Raw genomic sequence first — 15,526 nt, 5'->3', positions numbered from 1 at the left:
GTATGGGGGCGCCGGCGCCGGCCGTCCACCGCCGCAGCTGACGACGGGCTCGCGCCGTGATCCGCGCCGGCCCGGCGCTCAGTCGCCCAGCTCGAAGATCTGGGCCGAGCGCGCGGGCAGGGGCAGGGTGTCTCCCGACTGGACCAGGCGGCCCTGGCGCCCCGTCATGACCTCACGCCAGGCCTGGCCCGGCTTGAGCATCTCAGGGAAGCGGCCGATGTCCAGCTGCGCGTCGGTTGCGCCCTTGTGCAGCACCAGCATCAGGGTCCGGCCGCCCAGCTGGCGGAACAGCACGTAGACGCCCTGGCGAGGGCTGTAGTGGACGAGCCGCCCCTCGTGGATGGCCGGCTGCCCCTTGCGCCAGTTCAGCAGCCGGCGCAGCCAGTCCTGGGCCTCGCGCTGGCGGGCGTCCAGGCCCTGGCCGGTGAAGGCGTTGACGGCATCGCCGGCCCAGCCACCGGGGAAGTCGCCGCGCACGGCGCCGTCATCGCGCTCGCGCGGGCTGCTCAGCAGCACCTCGGAGCCGTAGAAGAACTGGGGGATGCGCCGCGTCATGGCCAGGTAGGCGGTGGCCATCTTGTAGAGCGCCAGGTCTCCGTGCAGGGCCGCGATGACGCGAGGGGTGTCGTGATTGCCCTCGAAGACCACCAGGCGTGCCGGGTCGGCGTAGACAAAGTCGTGGGCCAGGGCCTCGTAGAGCTTGGTGAAGCCGCTGTCGTGGCCCTCGGGCTCGGTCAGCGAGGCCAGCAGGGCCCCGTGCAGCGGGAAGTCCATCATGGAGGGCATGTGGGAGACGTAGCCGTCGTGGTTGCGCTTGCCGCGCTGCCAGTAGGCCACCACCGCCGGGTGCGGGCTCCATTCCTCGCCGACCAGATTCAGCCGTGGGTACTCCTCCAGCATGCGCTGGCTCCAGCGGGCCAGGAAGGCCTTGTCGGAGTAGGAGTAGGTGTCGGTGCGCACGCCGCTGAGGCCGGCGTACTCGATCCACCAGAGGCTCATCTGGATCAGGTAGTTGGCCAGCACGGGCTGGCGCTGGTTGAGGTCCGGCATGTTCGGCGAGAACCAGCCGTCGCTGAAGGCGCGGCGGTCGCTCTCGGTGCCGTAGGGATCCTGGACGGACATGCGGAAATGGCTGGTCTCGGTGTAGCGCGGCCACTGGTTGACCCAGTCGCGCGTGGGCAGGTCCTGCATCCACCAGTGGCGGGCGCCGATGTGGTTGAGCACGATGTCCTGGATCACGCCCACGCCACGCTCGCGGGCCTCGGCCGCGAAGGCGCGGAAGTCCTCGTTGCTGCCGAAGCGGGGGTCGACGCGGTAGAGGTCGGTGCTGGCATAGCCGTGGTAGCTGTACTCGAGGCCGTTGTTCTCGGTCAGCGGCGTGGGCCAGATCTGGGTGAAGCCCATGGCGGCCACGTAGTCCAGGTGCTGGCGCATGCCGGCCAGGTTGCCGCCGTGGCGGCCGCCAGGCAGCTCGCGGCGCTCGCCCTCGCTCATGCCGCCGGCATCCGGTGCGGGCAGTCCCTTGGCGAAGCGGTCGGGCACGATCAGGTAGATGGCGTCCTTGGGCCCGAAGCCCTCGCGCTGCGCCGAGCCCGGCGCGCGGGCCTGAAGCGGGTAGGGGTGGCTCAGCACCAGGCGGTCGCCCTCGCGCAGCTCGATGCGCAGGGTGCCAGGTCTTGCCTCGGCGCCGATCTCGAGGTCCAGCACCAGGTAGTTGGGACTCTCCAGGCCCTGCTGGCGCAGCAGGCGCACGCCGGGATACTCGACGCGTGCCTTCAGGCGACCGATGTCCTGGCCATGCAGCATCAGCTGCAGGCCGCTCTGCTTCATGCCCACCCACCAGGAGCGGGGCTCGACGTGATCCAGGGTCATGGCATGTGCGCTGCTGAAGAGGGAGGTGGCCAGGAGCATGGCGCGCAGCCAGGGCTGGCGGCTCAGGAGGGAACGCAGGGGCATGGTCGCACCATTCTCACGGGAGGCGGAAGACGGCAAAGGACTGTGGCGGCAGCTGGAGCTGGTCCGCTCGCAGCGCAGGCGCCGCGCGACGGCGCTCGTGCGCCAGCCGGGCCTGGGCGGCGCTGCGCAGCACGGGGCGCAGGCGCTGGTCCGCGCGGACACCCGCCGGCAGCCCCCGCCAGGCCTGCGTGCCGTAGTTGATCAGCACCAGCAGGGTCTGGCCCTCGGCGCTGCGCTGGAAGCCGATGACGCTGCCGTCCTGGAAGGCCTGCCGGTAGTCGCCCCGCTTGAGCGCGGGCTGCGAGCGGCGCAGCTGGATCAGCGCGCGGTAGTGGTTCAGCAGCGAGCCCGGATCGCGGGTCTGTGCCTGCGCATTGTGCGTGGCCGTGTTGGGCGAGACCGCGCGGAAGGGCCGGCCCTGCGTGAAGCCGCGCCCGTCGGCGGTCCAGCTCATGGGCGCGCGAAGGGGCTCATCGCCCGGGCCCTCGATGCCGGCCATGCCGATCTCCTCGCCGTAATAGAGGAAGGGGATGCCGGGCAGCAGCAGGTAGCTCGCGGCGGCCAGGCGGTAGCGGGCTTCGTCCCCGCCGAGCTGGTCCCAGACGCGGGCGCCGGCAAAGATGTCGTGGTTGGCCAGCATGGTGGCCATGTTCAGGGGCGTGGTCTCGAAATGCCGGGCCAGGGGCGCCAGGGCCTCCGCGTCGCCGCGCACGGCACCGAGGATCAGCTTCTCCAGGCCGAAGTCGAAGGCGCTGCCGCAGACCTCGGGGCTGGCATAGGCCGCGGGGCTGGCCGTGGCCTCGCAGACGGTGAAGCGCCCGGGGTAGCTGCGGATCAGGCGGGTGAAGTCGGCGGTGAGGGCGCGGCTCTCGGGCTGGTCGTTCCAGTCCCTGGCGCTGTTCTCGATCAGGTGGGGCACGGCATCGAGCCGGAAGCCGTCCAGGCCGCGCTCCAGCCAGAAGCGCAGGCTCTGGCGGTGATCCTCGACGACGGCCGGGTTGCGCAGGTTGAAGTCCGGCATGTGCGGGCCGAAGGTGGCGAAGTAGCGGGCGCTCGGCGACACCTGGTCCGGGTCGGCATACCAGGGGGTGTGGCCCCAGATGTCCCAGTCCTTGAGATCGGCGGGGGCCGGGTCTTGCCACACGTACCAGTCGCGGTAGGGGGACTGCGGATCGCGCAGGCTGTCCTGGAAACGCGGATGCTCGCGGGCGCTGTGGTTGAGGATGTAGTCCATCACCACGCCGATGCCGCGGCGGTGGGCCTGGCGCAGCAGTTCGTCGAAGTCGGCCTGGCTGCCGTAGTCGGGCTCGATGCCGCGGAAGTCGGTGATGGCGTAGCCGTGGTCGTGGTCCGCGCTGCGGGTGATGGGCATCAGCCAGAGGCCGGTCACGCCCAGGCGCTGCAGGTAGTCCAGCCTGCGGGTGAGGCCCCGCAGGTCGCCGATGCCATCGCCATTGCTGTCCTGGTAGCCGCGCACGAAGACTTCCATGAACACGCCCTGGGACCAGTCCGGCGGCGGGCTGCCCTGGGGCGCGGCGCTGGCGGCCAGGCTCAGGCAGCCGAGCCAGCAGCTGCTGAGAAGTTTGTAGTTGAAATACATGGTGGGACAGAATACAAGGAAGGGATGTCCGCGAAGCAGCATAGTTGCAAACCGGCGTCCTGAAAACTCAGGTTTTGTTTGTATGTAGTTTTGCTACTATTTGCGCGGCCGCAGGCCCTGTGGCCACCCCGCACCTCCCCCGACCTCCACTGCATCGTCGCCATGGCCTCTCCCGTCTCCATCACTCCCGCGTCGTCCCTCCGCCTGGCTGGTGCGGCCATGGGTGTGCTGCTGGCGCTGCTGCCCGGGGTCGGGCATGCGCAAGGGGCGGCGCTCGCGAGCGAAGGGCTGGCGGCCTGCGATGCGCCGGGCCTGGCCGAGGTCCTGAGGGCCCCGGCGCCGGGAGCGCCCGAGTGGCCGGCGCGCGCCCATGCCCTGGACCTGCAGCATCTGCAGTGGCCCGGCCTCCAGGCGGAGGGGGCGCTTCGCCTCGTCGCGGCCTGGCGTGGCGGCCTGAAGGCGGTGGCTGGGGAGCCTGTGCAGGGGGTCGACGCCAGCCTGCCGCTCCGGCGTGGCGAGGCGCTGCCCGAGGAGCTGGCCCTGAAGTTTCCGCACCTCCGCGCGGGCGGCGTGCTGACGCTGCCGCCGGGCCTGGGCCTGGACGAGCGCTGGTTGCGCGCCGAGCTGCTGCTGCTGCGGGAAGACGCGCAGGGCCGCGTGCTGGAGGCCAGCCGCCTGCAGCTGCCCGGTGCGCTGGACCAGCTGTATGCCGAGGCCGCCGAGCGCCTGGACTACGGGCCGCTGTTCGCCCCCGCCACCCGGGCCAGCGGCCTGCGCCTGTGGGCGCCGACGGCGCACCAGGTGCAGCTGTGCCTGTATCCCGACGCCGAATCGCCCGCAGCGCGCCTGCTGCCCCTGCAGTGGGAGCCGGCCAGCGGCAGCTGGCTGCTGTCACCGGCCGAGGACCTGCGAGGCCAGTACTACCGCTTCCTCGTGGACGTGCTCGTGCCGGGCCAGGGCCTGCTGCGCCAGCGGGTGACCGATCCCTATGCCGTCAGCCTGAATGCCGATTCGCGCCGCAGCTTCATCGCGGACCTGGACGATCCCGCCTGGATGCCGCCCGGCTGGCTGCAGCACCGCCGGCCCGCCCCTGCGGCCGCGCCGACGGACATGAGCATCTACGAGCTCCATGTGCGGGACTTCTCCTGGCATGACCCCAGCCAGCCGCCCGCCCTGCGCGGCCGCTTCGGCGCCTTCGCGCAGGCCGAGTCCCTGGGCGTGCAGCATCTGGGTCGGCTCGCACGGGCGGGCATGACGGACGTCCACCTGCTGCCCGTCTTCGACATTGCCAGCATTCCCGAGCGCGGCTGCGTCCAGCCCGCCGTGCCTGAGGCCGCGCCGGACAGCGAGGCCCAGCAGGCGGCCGTCAGCGCACAGGCCGGCCGCGACTGCTACAACTGGGGCTACGACCCCCTGCACTACAGTGCCCCGGAAGGCAGCTACGCCAGCGACGCCAATGCCGGCGGGCAGCGCCTGCTGGAGTTCCGCCAGATGGTCATGGCCCTGCACGGGCTGGGCCTGCGCGTGGGCATGGATGTGGTCTACAACCACACGCCGGCTTCCGGCCAGCACCTCCATTCGGTGCTGGACCGCGTGGTGCCCGGCTACTACCAGCGTCTGGATGCCGAGGGCCGCGTCGAGCGCTCCACCTGCTGCGACAACACCGCCACCGAGCACCGGATGATGGCCAAGCTGATGAGCGACTCCGTGCTGCTGTGGGCGCACAAGCACGGCATCGACTCCTTCCGCTTCGACCTCATGGGCCACCAGCCGCGCGCGGTGATGGAGGCCCTCGCGGCCCGCCTGCGCCGGCAGCTGGGCCATGCCGTGCCCCTGATCGGTGAGGGCTGGAACTTCGGCGAGGTCGCGAACGGCGCGCGCTTCGTGCAGGCCAGTCAGCTGTCGCTCAACGGCAGCGGCATCGGCACCTTCAGTGACCGGGCGCGAGACGCCCTGCGCGGCGGCTCGCCGGGCGATGGATCGCCGGCCGGCCTGGTGCGCCAGGGCTGGGGCAATGGCCTCTTCAGCGCGCCCAACGGCGTGGCGGAGCCCGCCACCCTGGCGGCGCTGCAGCAGGCGGCCGACCTGGTCCGCGTGGGCCTGGCGGGCAGCCTGCGCAGCTACCGGCTGAGGGACTGGCGCGGTGTGTCGCGCCCTCTGTCGGGCATTGCCTATGGCGACCAGCCGGCCGGCTATGCCAGCGAGCCGGCAGAGGTCGTCAACTACGCCGAGAACCATGACAACCACACCCTCTTCGACAACCACGTGCTGCGCCTGCCTCGCGACGTCACGCACGAGGAGCGGGTGAGGGCGCAGATGCTGGTCACGGCGGTGACGGCCTACAGCCAGGGCGTGGCCTACTTCCATGCGGGCATGGAGATCCTGCGGTCCAAGTCCCTGGACCGCAACAGCTTCGACTCGGGCGATGCCTTCAACCGACTGGACTGGCGCCTGCAGGACAACGGCTTCGGCGCCGGCCTGCCGCCCGCGGCCGACAACGCCGGCGCCTGGCCCCTCTACCGCGGCCTGCTGGCGGACCCCGCGATCAAGCCGCGTCCCCAGGACATCCGCCAGGCCCGCGACATGTTCCTGGACCAGCTGCGCGTGCGCGCCAGCTCCAGCCTCTTTCACCTGCGCAGTGCGGCCGAGGTGCAGCAGCGCCTCAGCTTCCCGCGCCCTCCCCGGGGTGTCCCGCCCACCGTGCTGATGGCGCGGCTGGACGGCCGTGGCCTGCCCGGTGCCGGCTTTCGCGAGCTGCTGATCGTCTTCAATGCGGGGCGCGAGGCGGCCCGTTTCAGCTGGACGCCGGCGCGGCTGGGCTGGCGCCTGCACCCGGTGCTGGCTGCAGCCGACGCGGCGGACACCGCCCTGCGCCGGGGCGCCCGCGCGGATGCCGCGCGGGGCGAGCTGCAGGTGCCGGCCTGGGCGGCGGCGGTGTTCGTGCGCTGAGGCCCAGCCGCAGTCCCGCGGCCGCGCCGGTGTTGCCGGCGCCATGAGTTCCGGCACGGCTTGCCAGCGCGGCGCCAGGCGCTCATCATGGGTCGGGATCCCAGCCCTGCGAGGCCCGCATCATGACTCAGCCCCACCCGTCCGCCCGTCTGCGCCTGGCCGGCATGGCCCTGGCCCTGAGCTTGCTGCAGGCCTGTGCCACCGCCCCCCGGCAGGCCCTGCCTACGCCGCCCCTGGTGGACGAGGCCTATGCCCCGGCGCCGGTGCTGCCGAGCAGCCAGGAGCTGCTGGCCCTGTCGCCGGCCATGCGGGAATTCCTGGAGCAGACGGTGCGGCCCAAGGTCCGGATGTATGGCAGCAAAGAGGGCCTGCTGAAGGCGCTCTACCGCGAGGGGCAGCTGCGCCTGCAATACGACGCCGAGAAGACCCGCACCGCAACCGAGACCTTTGCCGATGGCCGGGGCAACTGCCTGTCCCTGGTGCTGATGACGGCCGCCTTTGCGCAGGAGCTGCAGCTGCCGGTCTACTTCCGTTCCGTGCTGGTCGACCCGCAATGGACGCGCAGCGACAGCCTCATCTTCCAGTCCGGCCATGTGAACCTGGGCCTGGGCACGCGGCTGCAGGAGCGGGCCTTCACGGGCACGGTGGAGGCGCCCGTGATCGTGGACTTCCTTCCTGAGGAGGGGCAGTACCGCAGCCGGGCGGTGGAGGTCAGCGTCGCGACCATCACGGCCATGTACTACAACAACCGCGCGGCCGAGCAGCTCAATGCCGGTGATGTGCATGGGGCCTACTGGTGGGCTCGCGCCGCGGTGCTGGCCGATCCGCGCTTCAGCGCCGGCTTCAACACCCTGGCCGTGCTGTACCGCCGGCAGGGGCGGCTGGACCTGGCCGAACGCGTGCTCGAGCAGGTGCTGGCGCAGGAGGCGGACAACGAGGTCGCCCTGGCCAATATGGTGGTCGTGCTGCGCGAAGCCCACCGGACCGAAGAACTGGCGCGCTATGAGCAGCGGCTGGCGTCCGTGCGGCCCGTGCCGCCCTTCAAGTATTTCGACGACGGCCAGGAGGCGATGAAGCGCCAGGACTACCTTGCGGCTGACGCCCTCTTTGCACAGGAGCTGGCTCGATCCGGGAACTACCACGAATTGCATTTCTGGGCCGCCCTGGCCAAGCTCGCCCTTGGGCAGCAGGAGCGCGCCGCCCGGCATCTGGCCTTGGCCGCCGAGACCAGTCCGACGCCGGGGCAGCAGCGCATCTATGAAGCCAAGCGCGAGGCCTTGCTGGCCCGCCGCATGCATTGACAGGAGCACACCATGCGATCCACTCGCTTGAACGTCTTTCAGCGCCTGGGCTGGCGCCGCCCGGGTGCAAGCCTGCTGATCGCCGTTGCCACCGCGCTGGCGGGCTGCGCGAGTGCGCCGGTGGATCAGGGGATTGAGGAGGCGGCCCGCAACCGCCTGGGCGCCGTCTTTGCGGATGAATTCTTTGACGACGCCACGGCGTCGCTGGCCCGCAAGAAGTCCGAGGAGGCGCTGCTCTTCACCGACGAGATGGAGCAGTTCGCGCTGCGCTCGCTGGTGAACCCGACCGACCGCGGCAACTCCGCGCAGGTGCTTTATGGCGTCTTGTTCGAACGCGGCCGTGTGATGGTGGAGTACAGCTCCGACCACACACGCAATGCCCACGAGGCTTTCCATGACCGGCGTGGCAACTGCCTGTCGCTGGCCCTGATGACGGCGGCCTTTGCCAAGCGCCTGGGCGTGGGCACGCGCTTCCAGCTGCTGCAGTCCGCCGAGCTCTGGAGCCGGGGAGATCAGCTGAGCTACCTGGTGAAGCATGTCAACGTCGCGCTGCTGGGGCGCCTGGGCGAGAACACCATGTTGGGCCCTTACGAGCGCGGGCTTACGGTGGACTTCGTGCCTGCCAGCATCCGCGACCTCCGCACGGTCAGGGAGGTGTCCGAGGCGACCATCGTGGCCATGTATCTGAGCAACCTGGCCTCGGAGTCACTCGAGGAGGGGCAAACCGACCTGGCCTACCAGCTGATCAAGCAGTCCCTCATCAAGGACCCGCAGCTGGCCGAGGCTTACAACACGCTGGCCGTCATCCTGGCGCGCCGCGCACAGATGGACAAGGCTGAGCAGGCCTTGCGTGTCAGCATCCGGCTGGCGCCCGACGGGTTGCCAGGCCTCACCAACCTGATCAGCTTGCTGGAGAGCCGCAGCGGGGCCGCGGCCCATGCTGAGCTCGCCGCCCTGCGGGCGCATCTCAAGACCCTACAGTCGAGGCCGCCGTTCGCGGACATGGACGAAGGGGTGCAGGCCTTCCAGGGGGGGGATCTTCCGCGTGCCCTGAGTGCCTTTCTGCGGCAGCGCGATCGCACCGGCGTGGACGGACGGCTGCAGCAATACCTGGCAGCCACCTACGCGAGGCTGGGGCGCTATGAGGAGGCGCAAGCCGCCGTGGCTCAGGGCCTGAAGCTTGTCGACAACGAGACCTTGCGCCGCCAGCTGCTGGACAAGAAGCGAGCCCTGCTGCAGGCTTCGGCCAGGTACAACTAGAACACCTGGATCGACAGGAATCGGCGCCAGGGCTCAGTCCATCAGCGGCGGCAGCCCGTGCCGCTGGCGGGCCCGGGCGCAGGCCTCGTCCCCCAGCCCCAGCGGCGCGCGCAGGCCGAATTCCCGGCAGGGCGAGGGGCGCCACTCGTAGATGCCGCAGTGGGCATCGACACCCACCTGGCCCACCAGTGCCGCGCAGCGCGGGCGCGCATGATCGGTGCCTCGCAGGCGGCACAGGCTGCCGGTGAGGTCCACGCTGAGGCCGTCGGGCACGGTGCCCCCCTCGCTCTGCAGTTCCTCGCGGGCGAAGTCGACGCGGAAGCTGGCGCAGCAGGCGCCGCAGCGCAGGCAGGGGTTGTCGGTGCTCATGCCGGCCAGTGTAGGGCCCGGCGGTGGCGCGCCCGCAGGCTCAGTGCCGTGGCGCCTCCAGGGGCGCGGCTGCCGGTGCCGGCTCCGCCGGGGCGGGCGGCGGCGCGGCCTTGTGCCCGGAGAGATGCCCCGAGGCCACCTCGCGGACCACGGTGACGCTGCAGTCCGACTCCGCCACGACCTGGGCCGACACGCTGCCCAGGTAGCGCCGCAGTGCCGAGTTGCCGCGGGCGCCCATCACGATGTGGTCGGCCCCGTTGCGGGCGGCGAAGTCGATGATGGCTGAGGCGGGGTCCGGCGCCTCCAGCACGTGGAAGGTGAGGCGGCCATCTTCAAGGCTCAGCGCGCGGCTGATGGGGCGAGCCCAGTGCTTGAGTGCGACCAGCTGCTTGACGTGCACGCTCTTGCCGTCCTTGTCAGTCAGAACGTCCATGCCGATGCGGGCGGTGCGCATCACGCTGACGCAGGCCAGGCGCGCGCCCGGCTCCGTCTGCACGATGCGGCGCACGGTCTCGCGCAGCTGTTCCAGCAGGCCCGGCGTGGCGTTCTCGATGTCCACGGCCGCCATGATGATGGGGCTGCGCGCCACCTGCTCGGCCACGCTGGGCTGCAGCACGGGCTCGGAGCCCAGGGCGAAGAACCAGCGCTTGAGTTCCTTGATGGCGCCGCTCTTGCTCATGCGTTCGGCGCGCCGCGTCAGCGTGACGCCTTCGGGGCGCTGCAGGTCCAGGGCCAGCTGGGCCGCGCTCTGGTAGCGGCGCTCGGCCTTGACCTCCAGGCAATGCAGGATCACCTCCTGCATCCAGGGCGGGATGTCGGGGTTGATGGCGCGCGGCGGCACGGGCTCCACATAGAGCCGCCGGCGCAGGCCGCGCACGGAGGAGGGCTGGCCGAAGGGCCGCTCGCCGGTGGCCAGGTGGTAGAGCATGACGCCCAGGGCGAAGAGGTCGCTGCGCGGGTCGTTGCGCACGAACTGCACCTGCTCGGGAGACATGTAGGGCCCCGTGCCCATGGGCAGGCTGAACTCCTCCTCCAGCAGGTCGGGCAGGTGGTCGTGGCGCGAAAGGCCGAAGTCGATCAGCACCGCGCTGCCGTCCGGCCTGAACATGATGTTGCTGGGCTTGATGTCCAGGTGGACCACATGCTGGCGGTGCAGGTCCTGCAGCGCGGTGGCGACGCGGCTGCCGATCTCGACGACCTCGTCCAGCGGCAGCGGTGCCTCGTCCAGCCGTGGGCGCAAGGACTGACCCTCGATGTGCTCCATCACGATATAGGCCTGACGGGTCCAGTCGCCGCGCGCCACGTAGCGGGGCACGTGGGGGCCCTTGAGCGCGGGCATCAGCATCTGCTCGACCTCGAAGCCCACGATGGTGGCCGGGTCCTCGCCGCCCTTGATGCGCGGCACTTTCATCAGCAAGGGGAAGTCTTCGCCCGGCATGGGGTCCAGCCGGGTGACGCGCCACAGATTGGCCATGCCACCCTGGTGCAACCGCTCTTCCAGCCGGAAGCCGTCCAGCACCATGCCGGGCTCCAGCGGGCCGACCGCGGGCGAGGGCAGGGCGGCGTCGGCCTTGGCGCTGGGCTTGTCTTCTCGGGCGGCGGTCACTCGCATGGCTGGGTCCCGGGGCTGGTGGCGATGCTCATTCTCCGAGCAGCAGACGCTGCGCCAGCCGCTCGGCGACCGCAGCGTTGAGCCCGGACTGACGGACGCGCGCAGCCGCGGCGTCCACGTCATACGGTACGCGCTGGAAGCTCAGCAGACCCGTGGCCATGTCAAACAATGCGTAGCAGGCCGCCGGGTTGCCATCACGTGGCTGGCCACAGGAACCGGGGATGACCAGCCACTGCCGGTTGGGCAGCAGGGGGATGTCCACGCCCGGCGAGGGCACGAACTCGCCGGCCTTGCCGGTGCCGGACAGGTGGTAGAGCCGCGGGTCGTGCATGTGGCCGCAGAAGGTGTAGCGGCAGTGCGTCGCATGAAGGCTGCGCATGGCCTCCAGCCGGCCCTGGATGTATTCGTAGCCGGCCGGGTCGAAGGCGTTGGCGTGCACGAAGAGGCAGTCGTCGCGCTCGTGGTGCATGGGCAGCCCGGCGAGGAAATCCAGCTGCGCCGCATCGAGCTGAGCGCGGGTCCAGAGGATGGCGTCGCGGGCGTCGTCGCGCATGCTGGGGAGGGGCCCGGTGACGATGGCGCTGTCATGGTTGCCCATCACCGCGATGGCGCCCTGGCTGACCAGTTCCCGCACCTGGTCGACCACCCACGCCGGGTCACCGCCGTAGCCGACGAGGTCGCCCAGCAACGCAAATTCCCGCGCGCCGTTGATTCGTGCATGGTCGAGCACGGCGCTGAAGGCCTCGCGGTTGGCATGCAGGTCGGAAATCAGGGCAAGCTTCATGTCCGGAGTTTCTCCTGGGACTCTGACGGCATGCTGATGCTTTCATGGCATGCTGAGAGTTCGTGGCTTGGAGTATCACGGATGGTCGTCGGGTGTTGGATGCGTGTGTGGGGGCTGGTCCTGGGCAGTATCGCGGCGGGTATGGCACAGGCGGCCTGCAGCCGGGTGATCCAGGTTCCGCTGGCGCCGGTGGGGCTGAGCGTGCTGCTGCCTCCGCAGGGCGCGGCAACAGGGGTCTATCCCGAGCTGCTGCGCCAGGTTGGCGAGGCCGATGGCTGCCTCTTCGCGATGAGCGCCGTGCCCCGCGCCCGCCAGGAGCTGATGTTCGAGTCCGGCCGCAGCGACGTACTCGTGCCCGCCTCCCGCACGCCGCGGCGCGATGAATTCGGCGACTTCGTGCCCCTGATCCAGGCGCGGGCCATGATGATCTCCCTGCGCTCCGACCGTGTCCTGCCAAGCAGCCTGCGGGCGCTCGCGCAGGCCAGCGAGCTGCGGGTGGTCCTGGTGCGGGGCTTCGACTACGGGGATGCCTACCAGGCCCTGCTCAAGGAACTGGGGCGGCAGGGGCGTCTGCGGCTGGAGGTGGACCCGGTGTCCGTGGCCCGCGTCCTGGATGCCGGCGGTGCGGACCTGACCGTGATGGCCCCCTCCATCCTGGCCAGCGCCCTGTATGCCGACGAGCGCGTCAGCCATCTGCTGGGGCGCCTGCGCCTGGATGCGGCCGAGGAGCTGGGCTGGAACGACAGCGGTGTCTACCTGTCCCGCGCCGCGCTGGGCGAGGCCGATCGCCGGCATCTGCAGGAGTCCCTGGACAAGGCCGCCCGCAGCGGCCTGGTCTGGAAGCTGTTCAAGCAGTTCTATCCGGCCGGCAGCATGGAAGGCAGCCTGAGGCCCAAGTACTGAGGAGGACTCGATGCCGGACCAAGCCAGCGACGCGATGCTCCAAGGCGCCTGCCATTGCGGTGCCGTGCGCCTGACCCTGCCCTTTGCGCCGGAGACGGCCACGAGCTGCAACTGCTCCCTCTGCCGCCGCACCGGCGGGATCTGGGCCTATTACGAATTCGGCTCGGTCCGGGTCGAGGGCCACCCCGAGCACACGGAGGCCTACATATGGGGTGACCGCACGCTGAGGAATCTGCGCTGCAGGACCTGCGGCATCGTGACCCACTGGGAACCACTCGAGGCCAAGCCCGGTGCGAAGCATGGCGTCAACCTCCGCAACTTCGATCCCCAGCTGCTGGAGTCCGTGGTGGTCAGGCGGTTTGATGGGGCGCAGACGTGGGCGTTTCTGGACTGAAGCCGACGTAGCGCCGCCCTCACGGAGGGGTGATCAACGGGGTCACCTCCCTGTGCGGGGATCGAGGAGGCCGACGTTCAGCGTGCAGTGAAGGTCCTGCTCCGCAATCCATGCGCTGCGCCTCTGGATCGAACGCTCGGGGCGCCGCGAGGCAAGACCTGACCCTGGGCCCGACCTTCAGCCAATCCGCCCCAGCAGCAGATACTCCATCAGCGCCTTCTGGACATGCATGCGGTTCTCCGCCTCGTCCCACACGACGGACTGCGGGCCGTCGATCACCTCGGCCGAAACCTCCTCGCCACGGTGCGCGGGGAGGCAGTGCATGAAGAGGGCGTCCGGCTTGGCGGCGGCCATCATCTCGGCGTCCACGCACCAGTCGGCAAAGGCGGTGCGGCGGGCCTCGTTCTCGGCTTCGTAGCCCATGCTGGTCCAGACGTCGGTCGTGACCAGGTCGGCGCCGCGGCAGGCTTCCATGGGGTCGGTGAAGACCTTGTAGCAGTCGGGATTGCTGACGCCCGCCACCTTGGGGTCGACGCCATAGCCGCTGGGCGTGCTCACGTGCACGGTGAAGCCCAGGATCTCGGCGGCCTGCAGCCAGGTGTTGGCCATGTTGTTGCCGTCACCCACCCAGGCCACCACGCGGCCCTTGAGGCAGTTCATGTCGATGCCGCCGCGGCGGTCCATGCCGCGGGCCTCGAGGAAGGTGAAGAGGTCTGCCACGATCTGGCAGGGGTGGAACTCGTTGGTCAGGCCGTTGATCACAGGCACGCGCGAGTGTGCGGCAAAGCGCTCGATCTTGCTCTGCTCGAAGGTGCGGATCATCACCAGGTCGACCATGCGGCTGATGACGCGGGCGCTGTCCTCCACGGGCTCGGCGCGGCCCAGCTGGCTGTCACCGGTGGTGAGGTGCACCACCGAGCCGCCCATCTGGTACATGCCGGCCTCGAAGCTCACCCGCGTGCGGGTGCTGGCCTTCTCGAAGATCATGGCCAGCGTGCGGTCCTGCAGGGGCTGGTACTTCTCGTAGTTCTTGAAGCGGCGCTTGATGATGGAGGCGCGCTCGAACAGGTGGGCGTACTCTTCGGCGCGGAAGTCCTTGAACTGAAGGTAATGGCGCATGAGGCTGTCCCCGGGCTTCATGCCTGGGTCTCCGAGAGGAATTGCTTGACCACGGGCACGAGCAGGCTCACGACCTGCGCGGCTTCGTCGCTGGAAAGGATGAGGGCGGGCACCAGGCGGATGACGCGGTCGGCGGTGACGCTGATCATCAGGCCGGCTTCGGCGCAGCGGCCCAGCAGGGCGCCGGCGGGGCGGTCAAGCTCGATGCCCAGCATCAGACCCTGGCCGCGCACCTCGCGCACGCCGGCCACGCCGGCCAGCTCGCGCTCCAGGGCGGCCTTGAGCTCGGCGCCGACCTTGGCGGCATTGGCCAGCAGGTCTTCCTCGACCATCAGCCGCAGGGTCTCCACGCCGGCACGCATGGCCAGCGGGTTGCCGCCGAAGGTGGTGCCGTGGTTGCCCGGCTGCATGACCCGGGCCGCGCGCGGGCCGCAGACCACCGCACCCACCGGCACGCCCGAGCCCAGGCCCTTGGCCAGCGGCATGACGTCAGGCTGGATGCCGGCCCACTGATGCGCGAACCACTTGCCCGTGCGGCCGATGCCGCATTGCACCTCGTCCAGCATCAGCAGCAGGTCGCGGCGGTCGCAGACGGCGCGCAGCTGCTGCAGGAACTCGATGCGAGCCGGCTTCACGCCGCCTTCGCCCTGGATGGTCTCCAGGAAGATGGCGGTGATGTTGGGATGGGCGTCCAGGGCCTGCTCGACCGCAGCGATGTCGTTGAGCGGCACACGGACAAAACCTGGCACCAGCGGACCGAAGCCGGCGTGGATCTTGGGATTGGCCGTGGCAGACAGCGTGGCCAGCGAGCGGCCGTGGAAGGCGCCCTCGAAGACCAGGATCTCGGGATTGGTGTTGCCGCGGTCGGTGCCGAACTTGCGGGCGATCTTGATCGCGGCCTCGTTGGCTTCCAGGCCCGAGTTGCAGAAGAAGGCGTTGGTCAGGCCCGAGAGCTCCACGAGCTTCGCGGCCAGTTCCTCCTGCAGGGGCACGTGGTAGTAGTTGCTGCAGTGGATCATCTTGCCGATCTGCTCCTGCAGGGCAGGGACCAGCTTGGGGTGTGCGTGACCCAGGGTGTTCACCGCGATGCCGCCCAGCGCGTCCAGGTATCGTCGCCCGTTCACGTCCCAGACCCAGACACCCTGGCCATGCGACAGCGCGATCGGCAGGCGGCCATAGGTTTGCATCACATGCGGTTCGGACGGAACGGAAGGCGCAGAGGCGTTCATCAACTCTCCATGTCGGATGGGTGGGGTAAGGGCGCTCCGGGCCTGGTGCT

Annotated in this window: 12 protein-coding genes; 5 read left to right on the top strand and 7 right to left on the bottom strand. The window is 70.2% G+C overall.

Going from position 1 to position 15,526, the window contains the following annotated elements; all coding sequences use genetic code 11:
• Nucleotides 1–78: 78 nt before the first annotated feature.
• Together O9Y01_RS21195 and O9Y01_RS21190 are read right to left on the bottom strand one after the other, a co-directional pair.
• Entirely contained in the window at nt 79–1,956 is a 1,878-nt protein-coding gene (locus tag O9Y01_RS21195) for a glycoside hydrolase family 13 protein (protein WP_269633641.1), read from the bottom strand.
• A gap of 13 nt (nt 1,957–1,969) precedes the next feature.
• On the bottom strand, nt 1,970–3,556 hold the full coding sequence (locus O9Y01_RS21190) for an alpha-amylase family glycosyl hydrolase (RefSeq protein WP_269633640.1): 1,587 nt from the start codon (nt 3,554–3,556) through the stop codon (nt 1,970–1,972).
• A 162-nt stretch (nt 3,557–3,718) separates the two neighbouring features.
• Between O9Y01_RS21190 and O9Y01_RS21185 the strand changes: the two genes are divergently transcribed.
• The 3 genes from O9Y01_RS21185 to O9Y01_RS21175 all read left to right on the top strand — a co-directional run bounded on the left by O9Y01_RS21185 (nt 3,719) and on the right by O9Y01_RS21175 (nt 9,066).
• Nucleotides 3,719–6,505: an alpha-1,6-glucosidase domain-containing protein gene (locus O9Y01_RS21185; RefSeq protein WP_269633639.1), complete on the top strand. Its 2,787-nt coding sequence runs from the start codon at nt 3,719–3,721 to the stop codon at nt 6,503–6,505.
• Between the two features lie 122 nt (nt 6,506–6,627).
• A complete protein-coding gene (locus O9Y01_RS21180) occupies nt 6,628–7,806 on the top strand; it encodes a tetratricopeptide repeat protein (RefSeq protein WP_269633638.1) in 1,179 nt (392 codons plus the stop codon).
• Between the two features lie 12 nt (nt 7,807–7,818).
• Nucleotides 7,819–9,066: a tetratricopeptide repeat protein gene (locus tag O9Y01_RS21175; RefSeq protein ID WP_269633636.1), complete on the top strand. Its 1,248-nt coding sequence runs from the start codon at nt 7,819–7,821 to the stop codon at nt 9,064–9,066.
• Between the two features lie 33 nt (nt 9,067–9,099).
• On the opposite strand, the gene O9Y01_RS21170 is transcribed toward O9Y01_RS21175, so the two are convergent.
• The 3 genes from O9Y01_RS21170 to O9Y01_RS21160 are packed head-to-tail and all read right to left on the bottom strand — an operon-like array spanning nt 9,100 to nt 11,831.
• Nucleotides 9,100–9,435 carry a YkgJ family cysteine cluster protein gene (locus O9Y01_RS21170; RefSeq protein WP_269633635.1) on the bottom strand — a complete coding sequence of 112 codons (336 nt, stop codon included), beginning with the start codon at nt 9,433–9,435 and terminating at the stop codon, nt 9,100–9,102.
• Between the two features lie 40 nt (nt 9,436–9,475).
• A complete protein-coding gene (locus O9Y01_RS21165; protein ID WP_332108765.1) occupies nt 9,476–11,047 on the bottom strand; it encodes a serine/threonine protein kinase in 1,572 nt (523 codons plus the stop codon).
• Between the two features lie 28 nt (nt 11,048–11,075).
• Complete coding sequence (locus O9Y01_RS21160; RefSeq protein WP_269633634.1) at nt 11,076–11,831, bottom strand: metallophosphoesterase family protein; 756 nt, start codon at nt 11,829–11,831, stop codon at nt 11,076–11,078.
• Nucleotides 11,832–11,972: 141 nt separating this feature from the next.
• On the opposite strand from O9Y01_RS21160, the gene O9Y01_RS21155 reads away from it, so the two are divergent.
• The gene (locus tag O9Y01_RS21155; protein ID WP_269633633.1) at nt 11,973–12,734 is read left to right on the top strand and encodes a substrate-binding periplasmic protein; all 762 of its coding nucleotides are present in this window, start codon (nt 11,973–11,975) and stop codon (nt 12,732–12,734) included.
• A 10-nt stretch (nt 12,735–12,744) separates the two neighbouring features.
• Complete coding sequence (locus tag O9Y01_RS21150) at nt 12,745–13,128, top strand: GFA family protein (RefSeq protein WP_269633632.1); 384 nt, start codon at nt 12,745–12,747, stop codon at nt 13,126–13,128.
• 177 nt (nt 13,129–13,305) lie between these two features.
• On the opposite strand, the gene argF is transcribed toward O9Y01_RS21150, so the two are convergent.
• Nucleotides 13,306–14,268, bottom strand: coding sequence for an ornithine carbamoyltransferase (gene argF, locus O9Y01_RS21145; protein ID WP_269633631.1), 963 nt, complete (start codon nt 14,266–14,268; stop codon nt 13,306–13,308).
• Nucleotides 14,265–15,476, bottom strand: a complete 1,212-nt coding sequence (locus O9Y01_RS21140; protein ID WP_269633630.1) for an aspartate aminotransferase family protein — start codon at nt 15,474–15,476, stop codon at nt 14,265–14,267. The genes argF and O9Y01_RS21140 overlap by 4 nt, the downstream gene beginning before the upstream one ends.
• Nucleotides 15,477–15,526: the final 50 nt, after the last annotated feature.

The sequence above is a fragment of the Pelomonas sp. BJYL3 genome (assembly GCF_027257975.1).
Taxonomy (GTDB): domain Bacteria; phylum Pseudomonadota; class Gammaproteobacteria; order Burkholderiales; family Burkholderiaceae_C; genus Roseateles_B; species Roseateles_B flavus.
Note: the sequence above shows the minus strand (reverse complement) of the source record. Positions and strands in the feature narration are given on the sequence as shown.

Bases quoted from the DNA above. Each gene is read 5' to 3' on its own strand.
- O9Y01_RS21175 (WP_269633636.1), top strand. From the start codon at position 7,819: ATGCGATCCACTCGCTTGAACGTCTTTCAGCGCCTGGGCTGGCGCCGC.
- O9Y01_RS21160 (WP_269633634.1), bottom strand. From the start codon at position 11,831: ATGAAGCTTGCCCTGATTTCCGACCTGCATGCCAACCGCGAGGCCTTC.
- O9Y01_RS21195 (WP_269633641.1), bottom strand. From the start codon at position 1,956: ATGCCCCTGCGTTCCCTCCTGAGCCGCCAGCCCTGGCTGCGCGCCATG.
- argF (WP_269633631.1), bottom strand. From the start codon at position 14,268: ATGAAGCCCGGGGACAGCCTCATGCGCCATTACCTTCAGTTCAAGGAC.
- O9Y01_RS21185 (WP_269633639.1), top strand. From the start codon at position 3,719: ATGGCCTCTCCCGTCTCCATCACTCCCGCGTCGTCCCTCCGCCTGGCT.
- O9Y01_RS21170 (WP_269633635.1), bottom strand. From the start codon at position 9,435: ATGAGCACCGACAACCCCTGCCTGCGCTGCGGCGCCTGCTGCGCCAGC.
- O9Y01_RS21155 (WP_269633633.1), top strand. From the start codon at position 11,973: ATGGCACAGGCGGCCTGCAGCCGGGTGATCCAGGTTCCGCTGGCGCCG.
- O9Y01_RS21165 (WP_332108765.1), bottom strand. From the start codon at position 11,047: ATGCGAGTGACCGCCGCCCGAGAAGACAAGCCCAGCGCCAAGGCCGAC.
- O9Y01_RS21140 (WP_269633630.1), bottom strand. From the start codon at position 15,476: ATGAACGCCTCTGCGCCTTCCGTTCCGTCCGAACCGCATGTGATGCAA.
- O9Y01_RS21190 (WP_269633640.1), bottom strand. From the start codon at position 3,556: ATGTATTTCAACTACAAACTTCTCAGCAGCTGCTGGCTCGGCTGCCTG.
- O9Y01_RS21150 (WP_269633632.1), top strand. From the start codon at position 12,745: ATGCCGGACCAAGCCAGCGACGCGATGCTCCAAGGCGCCTGCCATTGC.
- O9Y01_RS21180 (WP_269633638.1), top strand. From the start codon at position 6,628: ATGACTCAGCCCCACCCGTCCGCCCGTCTGCGCCTGGCCGGCATGGCC.